This window comes from Mycobacterium sp. TKK-01-0059 (assembly GCF_000709305.1).
Classification (GTDB): Bacteria; Actinomycetota; Actinomycetes; order Mycobacteriales; family Mycobacteriaceae; genus Mycobacterium; species Mycobacterium intracellulare.
Window position 1 is genome coordinate 4,011,069 of sequence record NZ_KL446993.1, and the last position, 16,482, is coordinate 4,027,550.

A 16,482-nucleotide genomic window follows, 5' to 3' on the forward strand; every position below is an offset into this window, starting at 1 on the left:
CGGGCACGCCGGTCGCAGGCCGCACGCCCGACACGCGGTCCCCGTAAGGACATGGCGGACAACGCCGCCCGGCAGCCCAAGCGCCGCGCGAAACCGCAGCAGGCGGACCAGGGCGGTGACGTTCGCGAACCGAAACGACTCCGGAAAGCCAAGCAGCCCAAGGCCAGCCGGGGTGCGCAGCGCCCCGAGCCGGTGGGGGCCGGGCATTCGGCGCGGGAGCGACGCACCCGTCAGATCGTGCAAATGGCCGGCCGCGGTGGGTCGTTCGTCTTCCGCCATCGCGCCGGCAACGTGGTCATCCTGGTACTGATGCTGGTGGCCGCCGCCCAGCTGTTCGTCCTGCAGGTGACCAAGGCCCCGACGCTGCGCGCCCAGGCCGCCGGGCAGCTCAAGGTCACCGACGTGGAAAAGGCGGTGCGGGGCAGCATCATCGACCGCCGCAAGGATCAACTGGCGTTCACCATCGAATCTCGTGCGCTGACGTTTCAGCCGAAACGCATTCACAAGCAGCTGGAGGAGGCCAAGGCCAAGAATTCGGCCGCCCCCGACCCGCAGCAGCGCTTGCGCGACATCGCCAAGGACGTCTCGGGTCGCCTCGGCAACAAACCCGACTCGGCGACCCTGCTGAAGAAGCTGCAAAGCGACGAGAACTTCGTCTATCTCGCGCGTGCCGTCGACCCCGCCGTCGCCAGCGCGATCTCGGACAAATTTCCCGAGGTCGGTTCCGAACGCCAGGATCTGCGCCAGTATCCGGGCGGATCGCTGGCCGCCAACATCGTGGGCGGCATCGACTGGGACGGCCACGGGCTGCTGGGCTTGGAAGAGGCCATGGACTCCGTGCTGTCCGGGACCGACGGTTCGGTCACCTATGACCGCGGATCCGACGGTGTGGTCATCCCCGGCAGTTACCGCAACCGGCATCGGGCGGTCAACGGCTCGATGGTGCAGCTGACCCTCGACGACGACATCCAGTTCTATGTGCAGCAGCAGGTTCAGCAGGCCAAGAATGTTTCTGGCGCGCACAATGTTTCGGCCGTCGTGCTCGACGCGAAGACCGGTGAAGTGCTGGCCATGGCCAACGACAACACGTTCGATCCCTCCCAGGACATCGGGCGTCAGGGCGACAAACAGCTGGGCAACCTGGCGGTGTCCTCGCCGTTCGAGCCCGGCTCGGTGAACAAGGTGATCACCGCGTCGTCGGTCATCGAGTACGGCCTGTCCAATCCCGATGAGGTGCTGCAGGTTCCCGGCACGATCCAGATGGGCGGGGTCTCCATCCACGACGCGTGGGACCACGGCGTGATGCCCTACACGACCACCGGTGTGTTCGGAAAGTCTTCCAACGTCGGCACTTTGATGCTCGCGCAGCGGGTGGGGCCGGAGCGCTTCTACGACATGGTCCGCAAGTTCGGGCTCGGGCAGCGCACCAACGTGGGCCTGCCCGGTGAGAGCGCCGGGCTGGTGCCGCCGATCGACCAATGGTCGGGCAGCACCTTCTCCAACCTGCCCATCGGGCAAGGCCTTTCGATGACGCTGCTGCAGATGACGGGCATGTACCAGACGATCGCCAACGACGGGGTGCGGATCCCGCCGCGGATCATCAAGGCCACCATCGCGCCCGACGGCACCCGCACCGAAGAACCGCGCCCGGACGGCGTGCGGGTGGTGTCGGCGCAGACGGCCCAGACCGTGCGCAACATGCTGCGAGCCGTCGTGCAACACGACCCGATGGGCTATCAGCAGGGGACCGGCCCCGCCGCCGCGGTGACGGGCTACCAGATGGCCGGCAAGACCGGCACCGCCCAGCAGATCAACCCGGCCTGCGGCTGCTACTTCGACAACGTCTACTGGATCACGTTCGCGGGCATGGCCACCGTCGACAACCCCCGGTATGTCATCGGCATCATGATGGACAACCCGGAGCGCAACGCCGACGGCACGCCGGGCCACTCGGCGGCCCCGTTGTTCCACAACATCGCCGGCTGGCTCATGCAGCGCGAGAACGTGCCGCTGTCGCCGGACCCGGGCCCGCCGCTGACGCTGCAGGCCACCTAGCGACGATCGCCAGCGCGGCGTAGCCGGGCGCAGCGGGTCGTCGCCGGCAGGCTAGGCTTCCCGGCCGCGGCCGGTTGCGACGGTGAAATCGCGGTTGCGCGCGTCGATTTGAGCTTGGGTGGCCGGAACCAGGAGGTCACCGCCGGGTGCCGCCGTGGCCTGGCAGCGCAGGGCGTGCGGTCGCTGGTCGCGTTCGTATTGCTCGCACGCGTGGCCGAGATCGCCGGGATGGTCGCGCAGCGCTCGAGCGAGAAACCAGGCCCCGGTCAGGGCCAGGGAGGTGCCGCGGCCCGACAGGCTCGAGGCGCAGTGCGCCGCGTCCCCGACCAGGACGACGCGACCGCGGTGCCAGCCGGGCATGTGAATCTGGCTGACGGAATCGAAGTAAAGTTCCGGGTCGGCGACCGCGGCGTCGAGCAGTTCGGGTACCCGCCACTCGCTGTGGCCGGCGAACGCGTCGACGAGTATCCGCTTCTGCGCCGCGAGGTCGTGGTAGTCGTAGTCGATCCAGGGCGATCGAAACATCAAGACCGCCAAGGCTTTGTCGTTGTAGGCGGCGATGCCGGCCAGGCGCCCGGGGAAGTTGTACATCGGGTTGTCGCGCCCGGACGGCGTATAGCCGGGCAAGTCGGCCAGTGCGACATAGAAGCCGAGATGGCGCAGAAACCGTTGCTCGGGACCGAACGTCAGCCGTCGCACGGCCGAGTGCATCCCGTCGGCACCGACAACCAGGTCATAGCGCTCGCGGCCGCCGGAATTGAACCGCACGTCGACGCGACGGTCATCGTCGTCGAGTTCGCCGATGGATTCGTTGAACCGCAGTTCTACCGTCGGCCCCAGGCGGTCGCGCAGGATGGTTGTGAGGTCTTCCCGCGGGATTTCGATGTCGCCGGCGGAGTCGTTGATCTCGTCGAGCGGCGGTTCGGCCACCACGGCGCCGTTTTCGTCGACGAACTGGACGCGTTCGGTCATGTCGACCCGGTGCGCGCGGATCGGTGCGAGCACGCCCATCTTGTCGGCGACACCGATGGAGTCCCCGCGAATGTCGATCGGGGAGCCGTTCACCCGCAGGTGGTTGGCGCGTTCGACCAAGGTGACGTCGTGGCCGTCGGCGCCGAGGTTTATCGCCGCGCTCAGGCCGGCGATTCCGGCACCGGAGACGAGAATGCGCATCGATTCCACTCCTGTTCGCTATAAGATACGTTCTGTATCCAAAGAACGTAGACCCGACCGTTAGGAAACGCAATGTCTCTTAACTCGGCCGGCGTGGCCCGGCGGCGCCGGGGTCCCGCGTTGGAGGAGGCGTTGCTGGATGCGGCGTGGACGGAGCTGACCGAACGCGGGTACGACGAGCTCACGATCGACGGCGTCGCCGTGCGGGCGGGCACCAGCCGTGCGGTGCTCTACCGGCGCTGGCCGAACAAGCAGGAACTCGTGCTCGCCGCGGTGGCACATGAGGTCGCCAAGGACGTCGTGGTCGCCCCTGACACCGGCAGCCTGCGCGGTGACGCGATCGCGCTGCTGCGGCAAGCGAACAAGGTCAGGGTGGGGTTGGTGGTCCCGTTGCTGACCCGGCTCGGCGGCTTCTACCAGCAGACCGGCAGCAGCCTGGCCGATCTCGAAACGCTGGTGCGGGGGCGGCGCGATGCCGCATTGAATCAGGCGATCCAGCGCGCCATCGATCGCGGCGAAATCGAGCCCGACCAGGTGACCGAGCGCATTGCGCGCCTGCCCGTGGACCTGTTTCGCTACGAGGTCCTGATGACGCTGCGGCCCCTGCCCGACGAAGCCATCGAAGAGATCGTCGACACCGTCTGGCTCCCCCTGCTCGAGCGGCGCAACGGGTCGTGACACCGGGGCCCGGGCGCGGGAACATCCGTCGGCCGGTGCTCCTAGGTAGGGTGTCATGGCCGATCATGGCTGACGGAGGTGGTGACGGGGTGTCGGTGCCCAGTGCGCTGCGGCCCAGCGCCGCAGCGGGCGTGCGCTTGCCGGCGTTGGCGGCTGACATCGGAGCCGCGCCGGCCGGCGATCGGGCCGTCCCGAACCTGCCGGTCACCGGGGTCACGCTGCGCGCCCAGGAGGTGCGGCCCGGCGATCTGTTCGCCGCGCTGCCCGGTTCCACCACCCACGGCGCGCGTTACGCCGGCGACGCGGTCGAACGCGGCGCGGTCGCCGTGCTCACCGACGCCGGCGGGGTCGCCGAGATGGGCGCCCTAGGGCAATCCGTGCCGATCCTCGTTCACCCGGACCCCCGCGGCGTGCTCGGCGGGCTGGCCGCCGCGGTGTACGGGAACCCGTCCGAGCGGGTGACGGTCGTCGGCGTCACTGGCACGTCCGGCAAGACCACCACGACGTATCTCATCGAGTCCGCACTGCGCGCCGCCGGCCGCACCGCCGGGCTGATCGGCACCATCGGGATCCGCATCGACGGCGCCGACATTCCCAGCGCGCTGACCACCCCGGAGGCCCCCGCCCTGCAGGCAATGCTGGCGGCCATGGCCGAACAGGGGGTGGACACCGTCGTCATGGAGGTCTCCAGCCACGCCCTGGCGCTGGGGCGCGTGGACGGAACCCGGTTCGCGGTGGGCGGTTTCACCAACCTGTCCCGCGACCACCTCGACTTCCACCCGACGATGGCCGACTACTTCGAGGCCAAGGCGATGCTCTTCGACCCGAGCTCCCCGCTGCGGGCCCGGCGCGCCGTGGTCTGCGTCGACGACGACGCCGGGCGCGCCATGGCCGCCCGCGCCGGGGACGCGATCACCGTCAGCGCCGAGGGCCGGCCCGCGCACTGGCGCGCCGCCGACGTGGCCCCGATGGGCGCCGGGGGACAACGGTTCACCGCCATCGATCCCGCCGGGGCGCGCCATCAGCTGGGTGTTCGGCTGCCCGGCCACTACAACGTCGCCAATTGCCTTGTCGCACTGGCTATTCTGGACGCGGTCGGGGTGTCCCCGGAGCAGGCGTCGACGGGCCTGCTACAGGCCCGCGTGCCGGGACGCATGGAGGAGGTCGATGCCGGCCAGGACTTCCTGGCGCTGGTCGACTACGCCCACAAACCGGGCGCGTTGCGCGCCGTCCTGACCACGCTGGCGCGTCCGGATCGCCGGCTGGCCGTGGTGTTCGGCGCCGGCGGCGAACGCGACCCGGGCAAACGGGCGCCGATGGGCGCGACGGCGGCCGAGCTGGCCGATCTGGTCGTCGTCACCGACGACAACCCGCGCGGTGAGGACCCGGCGTCGATTCGTCGCGAAATCATCGCCGGGGCGACCGAAAGCGGTTGTGCGGCAGACATTGTCGAGATCGCCGACCGCCGCGACGCGATCAGGCACGCCGTCGCCTGGGCGGGCCCGGGCGACGTCGTGCTGATCGCCGGCAAGGGCCACGAAACCGGCCAGAGCGCCGGCGGGCACACCCGCCCCTTCGACGACCGGGTCGAGCTGGCGCAGGCGCTGCGGGACCGGAACGGGGCACCGCGATGATCGAGTTGACCGTCGCCGAGATCGCCGACATCGTCGGCGGCACCCTGGCCGACATCTCGCCGCAGGACGCCGCGCGACGCCGCGTCACCGGGACGGTGGAATTCGACTCGCGCGCCGTCGGACCCGGCGGGCTGTTCCTGGCGCTGCCGGGCGCGCGCTCGGACGGCCACGACCACGCGGGCGCGGCGATCGCCGCCGGCGCGGTGGCGGTGCTGGCCGCCCGGCCGGTCGGCGTTCCCGCCGTCGTCGTCGCCCCCGCGGGCGCGTCGGGATCGCGGGCCGGGGTGCTCGAGCACGACCCGGACGGCTCGGGCGCGGCGGTGCTCGCGGCGCTGGCCAAATTGGCCCAGGTGGTGGCCGCCGAACTGGTCGCCGGCGGGCTCAGGATCGTCGGGATCACCGGATCGTCGGGGAAGACGTCGACCAAGGACCTGGTGGCCGCCGTGCTGAAACCGCTCGGCGAGGTGGTCGCCCCGCCCGGGTCGTTCAACAACGAGCTGGGGCATCCGTGGACCGTGTTGCGCGCGACGCCCGACACCGACTTCCTGGTCCTCGAGATGTCGGCGCGCCACCCGGGCAACATCGCCGCGCTGGCCGAGATCGCCCCGCCGGCGATCGGCGTCGTCCTCAACGTCGGCACCGCGCACCTGGGCGAATTCGGCTCGCGCGAGGCCATCGCACAGACGAAATCCGAACTGCCCCAATCGGTTCCGGCATCCGGGGTGGTGATCCTCAATGCCGACGACCCGGCGGTGGCGGCCATGGCCGGCGTGACCGCGGCCCGGGTGGTGCGGGTCAGCCGCGCCGAGAACACCAGCGCGGGCCCCAGCCAGCTGTGGGCCGGGCCCGTCTCGCTCGACGAGGTGGCCAGGCCGTGCTTCACGCTGCACCACCGCGACGCCTCCGGGACCACCCAGGCGCAGGTCCGGCTCGGCGTCTACGGCGACCACCAGGTGACCAACGCGCTGTGCGCCGCCGCGGTCGCGCTGGAATGCGGCGCCGACGTCGACCAGGTGGCGGCCGCACTCGCCGGCGCCGGCCCCGTCTCGCGGCACCGGATGCACGTCACCACGCGCGCCGACGGCGTCACCGTGATCGACGACGCCTACAACGCCAACCCCGATTCGATGCGCGCCGGGCTGCAGGCGTTGGCCTGGATCGCCCACGGCGGGGGGGACCGGCCTGCCGAAAAGCGCAGGAGTTGGGCGGTGCTCGGTGAGATGGCCGAACTCGGCGAGGACGCGATCGCCGAGCATGATCGCATCGGCCGGCTGGCCGTGCGCTTAGATGTGTCTCGACTCGTTGTCGTGGGAAGTGGGAGGTCGATGAGCGCCATGCACCACGGAGCGGTCATGGAGGGTTCGTGGGGCTCGGCCGATAAGGGGGCCGTCAACGTGGCCGACAGCGAGGCCGCCCTGGCGTTGCTGCGGGCCGAGCTGCAACCCGGCGACGTCGTGCTGGTCAAGGCCTCCAACGCGGCCGGGCTGGGGGCGCTGGCCGACGCCCTGGTATCACAAGGCTCGCAGGGCGGTGCCCGCCCGTGAGACAGATCCTCATCGCCGTCGCCGTCGCGCTGACCGTGTCGATCCTGTTGACCCCGGCGCTGATCCGGCTGTTCACTCGGCAGGGATTCGGCCACCACACCCGCGACGACGGCCCGCCGACCCACCACGCCAAGCGCGGCACGCCGTCGATGGGCGGCGTGGCGATCCTGGCCGGCATCTGGGCCGGTTACCTGGGGACCCACCTGGCCGGGCTGGCGTTCGACGGCGAGGGCGTCTCCGCGTCGGGTCTGCTGGTGCTGAGCCTGGCCACGGTGCTCGGCGGCGTCGGCTTTCTCGACGACCTGATCAAGATCCGCCGGTCGCGCAATCTCGGGCTGAACAAGACGGCCAAAACCGTCGGCCAGGTCGCCGCCGCGGTGCTGTTCGGCGTGCTGGTGCTGGAATTCCGTAACGCCAACGGCCTGACCCCGGCTAGCGCGGACCTGTCCTACGTGCGCGAGATCGCGACCGTCGCGCTGGCCCCGGCGCTGTTCGTGTTGTTCTGCGTGGTCGTCGTCAGCGCCTGGTCCAACGCCGTCAACTTCACCGACGGCCTGGACGGGCTCGCCGCCGGCAGCATGGCGATGGTCACCGCGGCCTACGTGCTGATCACGTTCTGGCAGTACCGCAACGCGTGCGTCACCGCGCCCGGGCTGGGTTGCTACAACGTGCGTGATCCGCTCGACTTGGCGATCGTCGCCGCCGCCACCGCGGGCGCCTGCATCGGCTTTCTGTGGTGGAACGCCGCGCCCGCCAAGATCTTCATGGGCGACACCGGATCGCTGGCGTTGGGTGGCATCATCGCCGGCATCTCGGTCACCAGCCGCACCGAGATCCTCGCCGTCGTGCTGGGTTCGCTGTTCGTCGCCGAGGTCAGCTCGGTGGTGTTGCAGATCCTGACTTTCCGCACCACCGGGCGCCGGGTGTTCCGGATGGCGCCGTTCCACCACCACTTCGAATTGGCCGGCTGGGCCGAGACCACGGTCATCATCCGGTTCTGGTTGCTCACCGCGATCGCCTGCGGGCTGGGCGTGGCCCTTTTCTACGGTGAGTGGCTGGCCGCGATCGGTGCCTGATGAGCGGGCTTGACCCCTTGGCGCCGGGCGCCCCGGTGCTGGTGGCCGGCGGCGGGGTGACGGGCAAGGCGGTGCTGGCGGCTCTGACCCGCTTCGGCGTGGTGCCAACCCTGTGCGACGACGACCCGGCCACCCTGCGCGGGTACGCCGACGCGGGGGTGGCGACCGCGCCGACGTCGGTGGCCGCCGAGCAGGTCTCCCGCTACGCCCTGGTGGTGACCAGCCCCGGCTTCTCGCCGACCACGCCGCTGCTGGTCGCCGCCGCGGCGGCGGGCGTGCCCGTCTGGGGCGATGTGGAGCTGGCCTGGCGGCTGGACGCGGCCGGCCACTACGGCCCGCCGCGGCGCTGGCTGGTGGTGACCGGGACCAACGGCAAGACGACGACGACGTCGATGCTGCACGCCATGCTCACCGCGGCGGGGCGGTCAAACCTGTTGTGCGGCAATATCGGCAGCCCGGTGCTCGACGTGCTGGACCAACCCGCCGAGCTGCTGGCCGTCGAGTTGTCCAGCTTCCAGCTGCACTGGGCGCCGTCGCTGCGGCCCGAGGGCGGCGCGGTGCTCAACATCGCCGAGGACCACCTGGACTGGCACGGCACCCTGGCCGACTACGCCGCGGCCAAGGCCCGGGTGCTCGACGGCCGGGTAGCCGTCGTCGGGCTGGACGACGCCCGGGCCGCCGCGCTGCTGAGCACGGCGCGGGCGCCGGTGCGGGCCGGCTTTCGGCTGGGCGAACCGGGCCCGGGGGAGCTCGGCGTGCGCGACGGACACCTGATCGACCGCGCGTTCGCCGACGACCTGACGCTGGCGCCCGTCGACTCGATACCGGTGCCGGGCCCCGTCGGCGTGCTCGACGCGCTCGCCGCCGCCGCGCTGGCCCGCAGCGTCGGGGTGCCGGCCGAGGCGATCGCGTCCGCGCTCGCGGCCTTCCGGGTGGGGCGGCACCGGGCCGAGGTGGTGGCCGTCGCCGAGGGCGTCACCTACGTCGACGACTCCAAGGCCACCAATCCCCACGCCGCCGAGGCGTCCGTGCTCGCCTACCCCCGCGTCGTCTGGATCGCCGGCGGCCTGCTGAAGGGCGCCTCGGTCGACGCCGAGGTCGCCAGGATCGCGTCGCGGCTGGTCGGGGCGGTGCTCATCGGCCGAGATCGGCAAGAGGTTGCAGAGGCGTTATCGCGACACGCGCCGGATGTCCCCGTCCTCCAGGTTGTGACAGGCGAGGATGCTGGTATGGATGCGACTGCAGTGGTTCTTGGTGCAGATGTGACAGAAGTGAAATATTCGGGTGGAGATCTCGGCGCCACCGTCATGACCGCGGCGGTCGCCGCGGCTCGTGGCTTGGCCGCGCCCGGTGACACTGTCCTGCTGGCACCGGCGGGCGCATCGTTCGACCAGTTCGCCGGGTATGCCGACCGGGGCGACGCGTTCGCGGCCGCCGTGCGCGCGGCGATCCGGTAGGGCGGGGCGTGGGTAACTCACTGACCCGGCTGCTGGGCCGGCGCAAGGCGACCAGCGGAACCGCGACCGAGCCGGGGCCGGCGCAGGACGCGGACGCGACGGCCGAGGTCACCGACGCGGCCGCGGGCGACGGCGACAAGGCCGATGAGCCCGCCAAGGCCGCGAAGGCGCCCAAGGCGAAAAAGGACCAGGCCGCCGGTGGCGATGGCGGTTCGCCCACCCGGTTCGGCGCCTGGCTCGGCCGCCCGATGACCTCGTTTCACCTGATCATCGCCATCGCCGGCCTGCTGACGACGCTTGGCCTGATCATGGTGCTCTCGGCATCGGGGGTGCGGTCCTACGACGCCGACGGGTCGGCCTGGATCATCTTCGGCAAGCAGGTCCTCTGGACGGTGATCGGGCTCATCGCGTGCTACACCTCGTTGCGGATGTCGGTGCGGTTCATCCGCCGCGTCGCCTTCACCGGCTACGTCGTCACCGTGATCCTGCTGGTCCTGGTGCTCGTTCCCGGCATCGGCAACCTGGCCAACGGATCCCGCAAGTGGTTCGTGGTCGCGGGCTTTTCCATGCAGCCCTCCGAGCTGGCCAAGATCGCCTTCGCCATCTGGGGCGCGCACATGCTGGCGGCCCGCCGCCTCGAGCGCGCCAGCCTGCGCGAACTGCTCATCCCGCTGGTGCCGGCGGCGGTGATCGCGCTGGCGCTGATCGTCGCGCAGCCCGACCTCGGGCAGACGGTGTCGCTGGGCATCATCCTGCTCGCCCTGCTCTGGTACGCCGGCCTGCCGCTGCGCGTCTTTGCCACCTCGCTGCTCGCCGTCTTCATGGCCGGGGCGATCCTGGCGATGTCGGCCGGCTACCGGTCCGACCGGGTGCGGTCCTGGATCAACCCCGAGAACGACCCGCAGGACACCGGCTACCAGGCCCGGCAGGCGAAATTCGCGCTGGCCCACGGCGGCATCTTCGGCGACGGCCTGGGCCAGGGCACCGCCAAGTGGAACTACCTGCCCAACGCCCACAACGACTTCATCTTCGCGATCATCGGCGAGGAGCTCGGTTTCATCGGCGCCTTCGGGCTACTGGTCCTGTTCGGGCTGTTCGCCTACACCGGGATGCGGATCGCCCGCCGGTCGGCCGACCCGTTCCTGCGGCTGCTGACCGCCACCACGACGATGTGGGTCCTGGGTCAGGCGTTCATCAACATCGGCTACGTGATCGGGATCCTCCCGGTGACGGGCATCCAGCTGCCGCTCATCTCCGCCGGTGGAACCTCCACGGCGGCAACGCTTTTCATGATCGGGATCATGGCCAACGCGGCCCGTCACGAACCCGAGGCGGTGGCCGCGCTGCGGGCCGGCCGCGACGACAAGGTGAACCGGCTGCTGCGGCTGCCGCTGCCCGAGCCCTATTCGCCCACGCGCCTGGAGGCGTTCCGCGATCGCAAGCGATCGCGCCCGCAATCGGGCACCGCGCCGCGCAAGGGCGCCGGGTCGCCCGGGCGCAAGGCGCCCCGCAACGGCGAGGCGCCGCTGCGCGGGGCTCCCCCGCGGGCGGCCGGTCGCCCGGTGCGCCGGTCTGCGGGTAACCCCCGCTCGCGGGCGGGGCATCATGGATCTGGCCAGCGCTATGCGACCCTGGGAGCCAATCAGGCCGCCGGCCGGCGCCAGCAACGGCGCACACGCGCATTGGAAGGTCAGCGTTACGGGTGAACGACACGGTCAACGAGCCGACCGGCGGGCGGGGGGCAGACCCTCTGCCCGCCGGTGCCGCGTTGTCGGCTTTTAAGCCCTTGTCGGTCGTGCTGGCCGGCGGGGGAACGGCCGGACACGTCGAACCGGCGATGGCCGTCGCCGACGCGCTGCGCGCGCTGGATCCCAAGGTCCGGATCACCGCGCTGGGCACGGCGCGGGGGCTGGAGACCAGGCTGGTGCCCGCGCGCGGCTACGACCTCGAGCTGATCACGCCGGTGCCGCTGCCGCGCAAGCCCAGCGGTGACCTGGCCCGCCTGCCCTCGCGGGTGTGGCGGGCCGTCCGGGAAACCCGCGCCGTGCTGCGGTCGGTCGACGCCGACGTCGTGATCGGCTTCGGCGGATACGTGGCGCTGCCGGCCTATCTCGCAGCGCGTGGTGTCTCGCCGCGCAGACCCCGGGTTCCGGTGGTGATCCACGAAGCCAACGCCAGCGCCGGGCTGGCCAACCGGGTCGGCGCCCGCAGCGCCGAGCGGGTGCTCTCCGCGGTGCCCGACTGCGGCCTGCCGGGCGCCCAGGTCATCGGGGTGCCGGTGCGCGAAGCCATCACCTCGCTGGACCGCGCGGCGCTGCGCGCCGAAGCGCGCCGACACTTCGGTTTCGCCGACGACGCCCGGGTGCTGCTGGTGTTCGGCGGCTCGCAGGGGGCGGCCTCGCTGAACCGGGCCGTCTCCGGGGCGGCCGCCGGGCTGGCCGCCGCGGGCGTGGCGGTGCTGCACGCGCACGGCCCCAAGAACACGCTCGACCTGCGCGAACCACTGCCGGGCGACCCGCCGTACGTGGCGGTGCCCTACCTCGACCGGATGGACCTGGCCTACGCCGCCGCCGACCTGGTGATCTGCCGGTCCGGGGCGATGACGGTCGCCGAGGTCTCGGCGGTGGGCCTGCCGGCGATCTACGTGCCCCTGCCGATCGGCAACGGCGAGCAGCGCCTCAACGCGCTACCGGTGGTCAACGCCGGCGGCGGCATGGTGGTCGCCGACGCCGACCTGACCCCCGGGCTGGTCGCCCGGGAGGTGGCCGCGCTGGTGGGCGACCCGCCGCGGCTGGCGGCGATGACGACGGCCGCCGCGCGCGTGGGACACCCCGACGCGGCCCGCCAGGTGGCCCAGGCGGCGCTGGACATCGCCAGGAAGGCGCAGCTCGGCCGCTTGTCGGCCGGAGGGAAGCCATGACCACCCAGCAGCTGCCGCCGGAGCTGCAGCGGGTGCACATGGTCGGCATCGGGGGAGCCGGCATGTCGGGCATCGCCCGCATCCTGCTCGACCGCGGCGGGCTGGTCTCCGGCTCCGACGCCAAGGAGTCGCGCGGCATCCACGCCCTGCGGGCCCGCGGCGCGCAGATCAACATCGGGCACGACGCGTCGTCGCTGGACCTGTTGCCCGGCGGCGCCACCGCCGTCATCACCACCCACGCCGCCATCCCGAAAACCAACCCCGAGCTCGTCGAGGCCCGGCGGCGCGGCATCCCGGTGATCCTGCGGCCCGCCGTGTTGGCCAAGCTGATGGACGGGCGCACCACGCTGATGGTCACCGGCACGCACGGCAAGACGACGACGACGTCGATGCTGATCGTGGCGCTGCAGCACTGCGGGCGCGACCCGTCGTTCGCGGTCGGCGGTGAGATGGGGGAGGCCGGGACCAACGCGCACCACGGCAGCGGCGACTGCTTCGTCGCCGAGGCCGACGAAAGCGACGGGTCGCTACTCGAGTACACGCCCAACGTCGCGGTGGTCACCAACATCGAGACCGATCACCTGGACTTCTACGGCAGCGCCGGCGCCTACGTCGACGTGTTCGACGCGTTCGTCGACCGGCTGGCCCCCGGCGGGGCGCTGGTGGTCTGCGTCGATGACCCCGGGGCGGCGGCGCTGGCCCGACGCACGGCCGAACTGGGAATCCGGGTGCTGCGCTACGGATCCGGGACCTCGTTTCCCGGTGAACCCCTGGCGGCCACCCTGTTGTCGTGGCAGCAGCAGGGCACCGAGGCGGTCGCCCAGATCCAGCTGGCGCCCGACCTGGACCCCGAGCAACGCCCGCGGGTGATGCGGCTGTCGGTGCCCGGACGCCACATGGCGCTCAACGCGATGGGCGCGCTGCTGGCGGCCCTCGAGATCGGCGCCCCCGTCGACGCGGTGCTGGACGGGTTGGCGGGCTTCGAGGGGGTGCGGCGCCGATTCGAGCTGGTCGGTACCGCGGGCAACGGGCAGCCGGTGCGCGTGTTCGACGACTACGCCCATCACCCCACCGAGATCGTCGCCACGCTGGCGGCGGTCCGAACCCTGCTCGAGCAGAGTGGCGACGGCCGCAGCATCGCGGTGTTCCAGCCCCATTTGTATTCGCGGACAAAGGCTTTCGCCGAGGAGTTCGGTCACGCGCTGGACGCCGCCGACGAGGTCTTCGTCCTCGACGTCTACGGCGCGCGCGAACAACCGCTGGCCGGCGTCAGCGGTGCCAGCGTCGCCGGGCACGTCAGCGTCCCGGTGCGCTACCTGCCGAACTTCTCCGCCGCCGCCGAGCAGGTGGCCGCGGTCGCCGGGCCCGGCGACGTCATCGTCACCATGGGGGCCGGCGACGTGACCCTGCTGGGACCCGAGATCGTCACGGCGCTGCGGGCGCGGGCCAACCGCGGCGCGCCGGGAGCTCTGTGATGACCCAGCCGCTCGACCCGGGCACACCGGGCGGCGGGGCCGGCCAGGCCGACGACCCGGTCCCGGACGACGCCGCCACCGAACCGCTGGTCACCGGCACGGGCACCGAGCCGACGGCAACCGATCAACAGCCCGATCCGGCCGAGGTCGAAGGGCCGCGCCGGCGCGCCCGCCGGGAGCGCGCCGAACGACGCGCCGCCCAGGCCCGCGCCATGGCCATCGAAGAGGCGCGCCGGGAGGCCAAGCGCAGGGCCACCGGGCGGCCGGTCCACGAGCCCAAACCCGTTGCGCGCGGCGTTGTTCGGGGGCTCAAGATGCTGTTGATCACCGTCCTGCTGGTGATCGTCGGCATCGGCCTGGCATTGGTCCTCTATTTCACGCCGGCGATGTCGGCCCGCAACATCGTCGTCGTCGGGACCGGGGTGGTGACCCGCGAAGAGGTCCTGGATGCGGCTCAGGTGCGGCTCGGAACGCCGCTGCTGCAGATCAACACCAGCCAGGTCGCCGACCGGGTGGCGGCGATCCGCCGAGTGGCCAGCGCGCGCGTGCAGCGTCAGTACCCGTCCGCGCTGCGGATCACCATCGTCGAGCGAGTCCCGGTGGCGGTCAAGGATTTTCCCGACGGGCCACACCTGTTCGACCGGGACGGCGTGGACTTTGCGACCGGACCGCCGCCACCGGCGCTGCCCTACCTCGATGTCGCCGATCCCGGGCCCAACGACCCGGCCACCAAGGCTGCCCTGCAGGTGCTCACCGCGCTGCGTCCCGAGGTCGCCGACCAGGTCGGCCGGGTCGCGGCGCCCTCGGTGGCCTCGATCACGCTCACACTGGGCGACGGCCGGGTGGTGATCTGGGGGACCACCGACCGCACGGACGAGAAGGCCGAGAAGCTGTCCGCGCTGTTGACCCAGCCCGGCAAGACCTACGACGTGTCCAGCCCGGACCTGCCGACGGTCAAGTAGCGATCTTCGTCACGTCGCTCGCGCCGCGGCGCCGCCGAACAGCGCTCACGCCCGCTCAGCCGCGGAAAAATGCCCAAAATTTGCGGGACGCGCCTCGGCGCGCCTGCGGGGTTCGCGCGCGCCATGCCCATACCGTTCTGGTTGCGCGGAACTACTTGACATAACTCTAACTCTATGGTTGAGGTTGAGGGTTTGCCAGGGAGACCGCCACCGTCCGGAGGAGCCCACCACCGGGAGAGCCGAGCCCATCAGGGAGGAAGACGAATGATGACCCCCCCGCACAACTACCTGGCCGTGATCAAGGTCGTGGGTATCGGTGGCGGCGGCGTCAACGCCGTCAACCGAATGATCGAACAGGGCCTCAAAGGCGTCGAGTTCATCGCGATCAACACCGACGCGCAGGCGCTGTTGATGAGCGACGCCGACGTCAAACTCGACGTCGGGCGCGACTCCACCCGTGGCCTGGGCGCCGGCGCCGACCCCGAGGTCGGGCGCAGGGCCGCCGAGGACGCCAAGGACGAGATCGAGGAGCTGCTGCGCGGGGCGGACATGGTGTTCGTCACCGCCGGCGAGGGCGGCGGGACCGGCACCGGCGGGGCTCCCGTCGTCGCCAGCATCGCCCGCAAGTTGGGCGCGCTCACCGTGGGTGTGGTCACCCGCCCGTTCTCGTTCGAGGGCAAGCGGCGTGGCAACCAGGCCGAAAGCGGCATCGCGGCGCTGCGCGAGAGCTGCGACACCCTGATCGTGATCCCCAACGACCGGCTGCTGCAGATGGGCGACGCCGCGGTGTCACTCATGGACGCCTTCCGCAGCGCCGACGAGGTGCTGCTCAACGGTGTCCAGGGCATCACCGACCTGATCACCACCCCGGGTCTGATCAACGTCGACTTCGCCGACGTCAAGGGCATCATGTCCGGCGCCGGCACCGCGCTGATGGGCATCGGCTCGGCGCGCGGCGAGGGCCGCTCGCTCAAGGCCGCCGAGATCGCCATCAACTCGCCGCTGCTGGAGGCGTCGATGGAGGGTGCGCAGGGCGTGCTGATGTCGATCGCCGGTGGCAGCGACCTGGGGCTCTTCGAGATCAACGAGGCGGCCTCGCTGGTGCAGGACGCCGCGCACCAGGACGCCAACATCATCTTCGGTACCGTCATCGACGACTCGCTGGGCGACGAGGTGCGCGTCACCGTCATCGCGGCGGGCTTCGATGCCACCGGCCCCGGCCGCAAACCCGTCATCGGCGGCAATGCCGACAAGGAAGAGAAAGTCGGCGCGCACCGCATCGAGTCGGCAAAGGCCGGCAAGCTCACCTCGACGTTGTTCGAACCGGTCGACGCGGTCAGCGTGCCGGTGCACACGAACGGTTCGACCTTGAATATCGGTGGCGATGACGACGACGTCGACGTGCCGCCGTTCATGCGCCGCTGAGGTCTCGATTTGCTTGCCACTGCGCGACGAACCGGCCTCGAAAGATAGTGGCCCTACGTCGATGCAGCCTGGCAGGCAACAAC

12 protein-coding genes are annotated in these 16,482 nt (G+C 71.3%); 11 read left to right on the forward strand and 1 reads right to left on the reverse strand.

Annotation, left to right across the window (positions count from 1 at the left end; translation table 11 throughout):
• The first annotated feature begins 51 nt into the window (after positions 1-51).
• Positions 52-2,055, forward strand: coding sequence for a peptidoglycan D,D-transpeptidase FtsI family protein (locus tag K883_RS18960; protein ID WP_081656327.1), 2,004 nt, complete (start codon positions 52-54; stop codon positions 2,053-2,055).
• A gap of 51 nt (positions 2,056-2,106) precedes the next feature.
• On the opposite strand, the gene K883_RS18965 is transcribed toward K883_RS18960, so the two are convergent.
• Positions 2,107-3,237, reverse strand: a complete 1,131-nt coding sequence (locus tag K883_RS18965; protein ID WP_020822332.1) for an FAD-dependent monooxygenase — start codon at positions 3,235-3,237, stop codon at positions 2,107-2,109.
• A gap of 63 nt (positions 3,238-3,300) precedes the next feature.
• Here K883_RS18965 and K883_RS18970 point away from each other — a divergent pair, with 63 nt between their 5' ends.
• The 10 genes from K883_RS18970 to ftsZ all read left to right on the forward strand — a co-directional run bounded on the left by K883_RS18970 (position 3,301) and on the right by ftsZ (position 16,399).
• Positions 3,301-3,906, forward strand: a complete 606-nt coding sequence (locus tag K883_RS18970) for a TetR/AcrR family transcriptional regulator (protein ID WP_197095513.1) — start codon at positions 3,301-3,303, stop codon at positions 3,904-3,906.
• A gap of 65 nt (positions 3,907-3,971) precedes the next feature.
• Positions 3,972-5,540, forward strand: coding sequence for a UDP-N-acetylmuramoyl-L-alanyl-D-glutamate--2,6-diaminopimelate ligase (locus K883_RS18975; protein WP_036455205.1), 1,569 nt, complete (start codon positions 3,972-3,974; stop codon positions 5,538-5,540).
• The gene (gene murF / locus K883_RS18980) at positions 5,537-7,084 is read left to right on the forward strand and encodes a UDP-N-acetylmuramoyl-tripeptide--D-alanyl-D-alanine ligase (RefSeq protein WP_008256138.1); all 1,548 of its coding nucleotides are present in this window, start codon (positions 5,537-5,539) and stop codon (positions 7,082-7,084) included. Before K883_RS18975 ends, murF begins: the two co-directional genes overlap by 4 nt.
• Positions 7,081-8,160 (forward strand): phospho-N-acetylmuramoyl-pentapeptide-transferase, encoded by a 1,080-nt coding sequence (gene mraY, locus K883_RS18985; protein ID WP_008256140.1) that lies wholly within the window; start codon positions 7,081-7,083, stop codon positions 8,158-8,160. Before murF ends, mraY begins: the two co-directional genes overlap by 4 nt.
• On the forward strand, positions 8,160-9,617 hold the full coding sequence (gene murD / locus K883_RS18990; RefSeq protein WP_036455206.1) for a UDP-N-acetylmuramoyl-L-alanine--D-glutamate ligase: 1,458 nt from the start codon (positions 8,160-8,162) through the stop codon (positions 9,615-9,617). The genes mraY and murD overlap by 1 nt, the downstream gene beginning before the upstream one ends.
• Positions 9,618-9,625: 8 nt before the next feature.
• Positions 9,626-11,323, forward strand: coding sequence for a putative lipid II flippase FtsW (ftsW, locus tag K883_RS18995; RefSeq protein WP_036455207.1), 1,698 nt, complete (start codon positions 9,626-9,628; stop codon positions 11,321-11,323).
• Entirely contained in the window at positions 11,320-12,537 is a 1,218-nt protein-coding gene (gene murG, locus K883_RS19000) for an undecaprenyldiphospho-muramoylpentapeptide beta-N-acetylglucosaminyltransferase (RefSeq protein ID WP_020822338.1), read from the forward strand. Before ftsW ends, murG begins: the two co-directional genes overlap by 4 nt.
• A complete protein-coding gene (murC, locus tag K883_RS19005; protein ID WP_020822339.1) occupies positions 12,534-14,012 on the forward strand; it encodes a UDP-N-acetylmuramate--L-alanine ligase in 1,479 nt (492 codons plus the stop codon). The genes murG and murC overlap by 4 nt, the downstream gene beginning before the upstream one ends.
• Positions 14,012-14,974 carry a cell division protein FtsQ/DivIB gene (locus K883_RS19010; RefSeq protein ID WP_036455208.1) on the forward strand — a complete coding sequence of 321 codons (963 nt, stop codon included), beginning with the start codon at positions 14,012-14,014 and terminating at the stop codon, positions 14,972-14,974. The genes murC and K883_RS19010 overlap by 1 nt, the downstream gene beginning before the upstream one ends.
• A gap of 267 nt (positions 14,975-15,241) precedes the next feature.
• A complete protein-coding gene (gene ftsZ / locus K883_RS19015) occupies positions 15,242-16,399 on the forward strand; it encodes a cell division protein FtsZ (RefSeq protein WP_008256146.1) in 1,158 nt (385 codons plus the stop codon).
• Positions 16,400-16,482 lie beyond the last annotated feature (83 nt).

Excerpts from the sequence above, each read along its gene's own strand:
- K883_RS18960 (WP_081656327.1), top strand. The coding sequence starts at position 52 with ATGGCGGACAACGCCGCCCGGCAGCCCAAGCGCCGCGCGAAACCGCAG.
- K883_RS18970 (WP_197095513.1), top strand. The coding sequence starts at position 3,301 with ATGTCTCTTAACTCGGCCGGCGTGGCCCGGCGGCGCCGGGGTCCCGCG.
- K883_RS18975 (WP_036455205.1), top strand. The coding sequence starts at position 3,972 with ATGGCTGACGGAGGTGGTGACGGGGTGTCGGTGCCCAGTGCGCTGCGG.
- murF (WP_008256138.1), top strand. The coding sequence starts at position 5,537 with ATGATCGAGTTGACCGTCGCCGAGATCGCCGACATCGTCGGCGGCACC.
- murD (WP_036455206.1), top strand. The coding sequence starts at position 8,160 with ATGAGCGGGCTTGACCCCTTGGCGCCGGGCGCCCCGGTGCTGGTGGCC.
- murC (WP_020822339.1), top strand. The coding sequence starts at position 12,534 with ATGACCACCCAGCAGCTGCCGCCGGAGCTGCAGCGGGTGCACATGGTC.
- K883_RS19010 (WP_036455208.1), top strand. The coding sequence starts at position 14,012 with ATGACCCAGCCGCTCGACCCGGGCACACCGGGCGGCGGGGCCGGCCAG.
- ftsZ (WP_008256146.1), top strand. The coding sequence starts at position 15,242 with ATGACCCCCCCGCACAACTACCTGGCCGTGATCAAGGTCGTGGGTATC.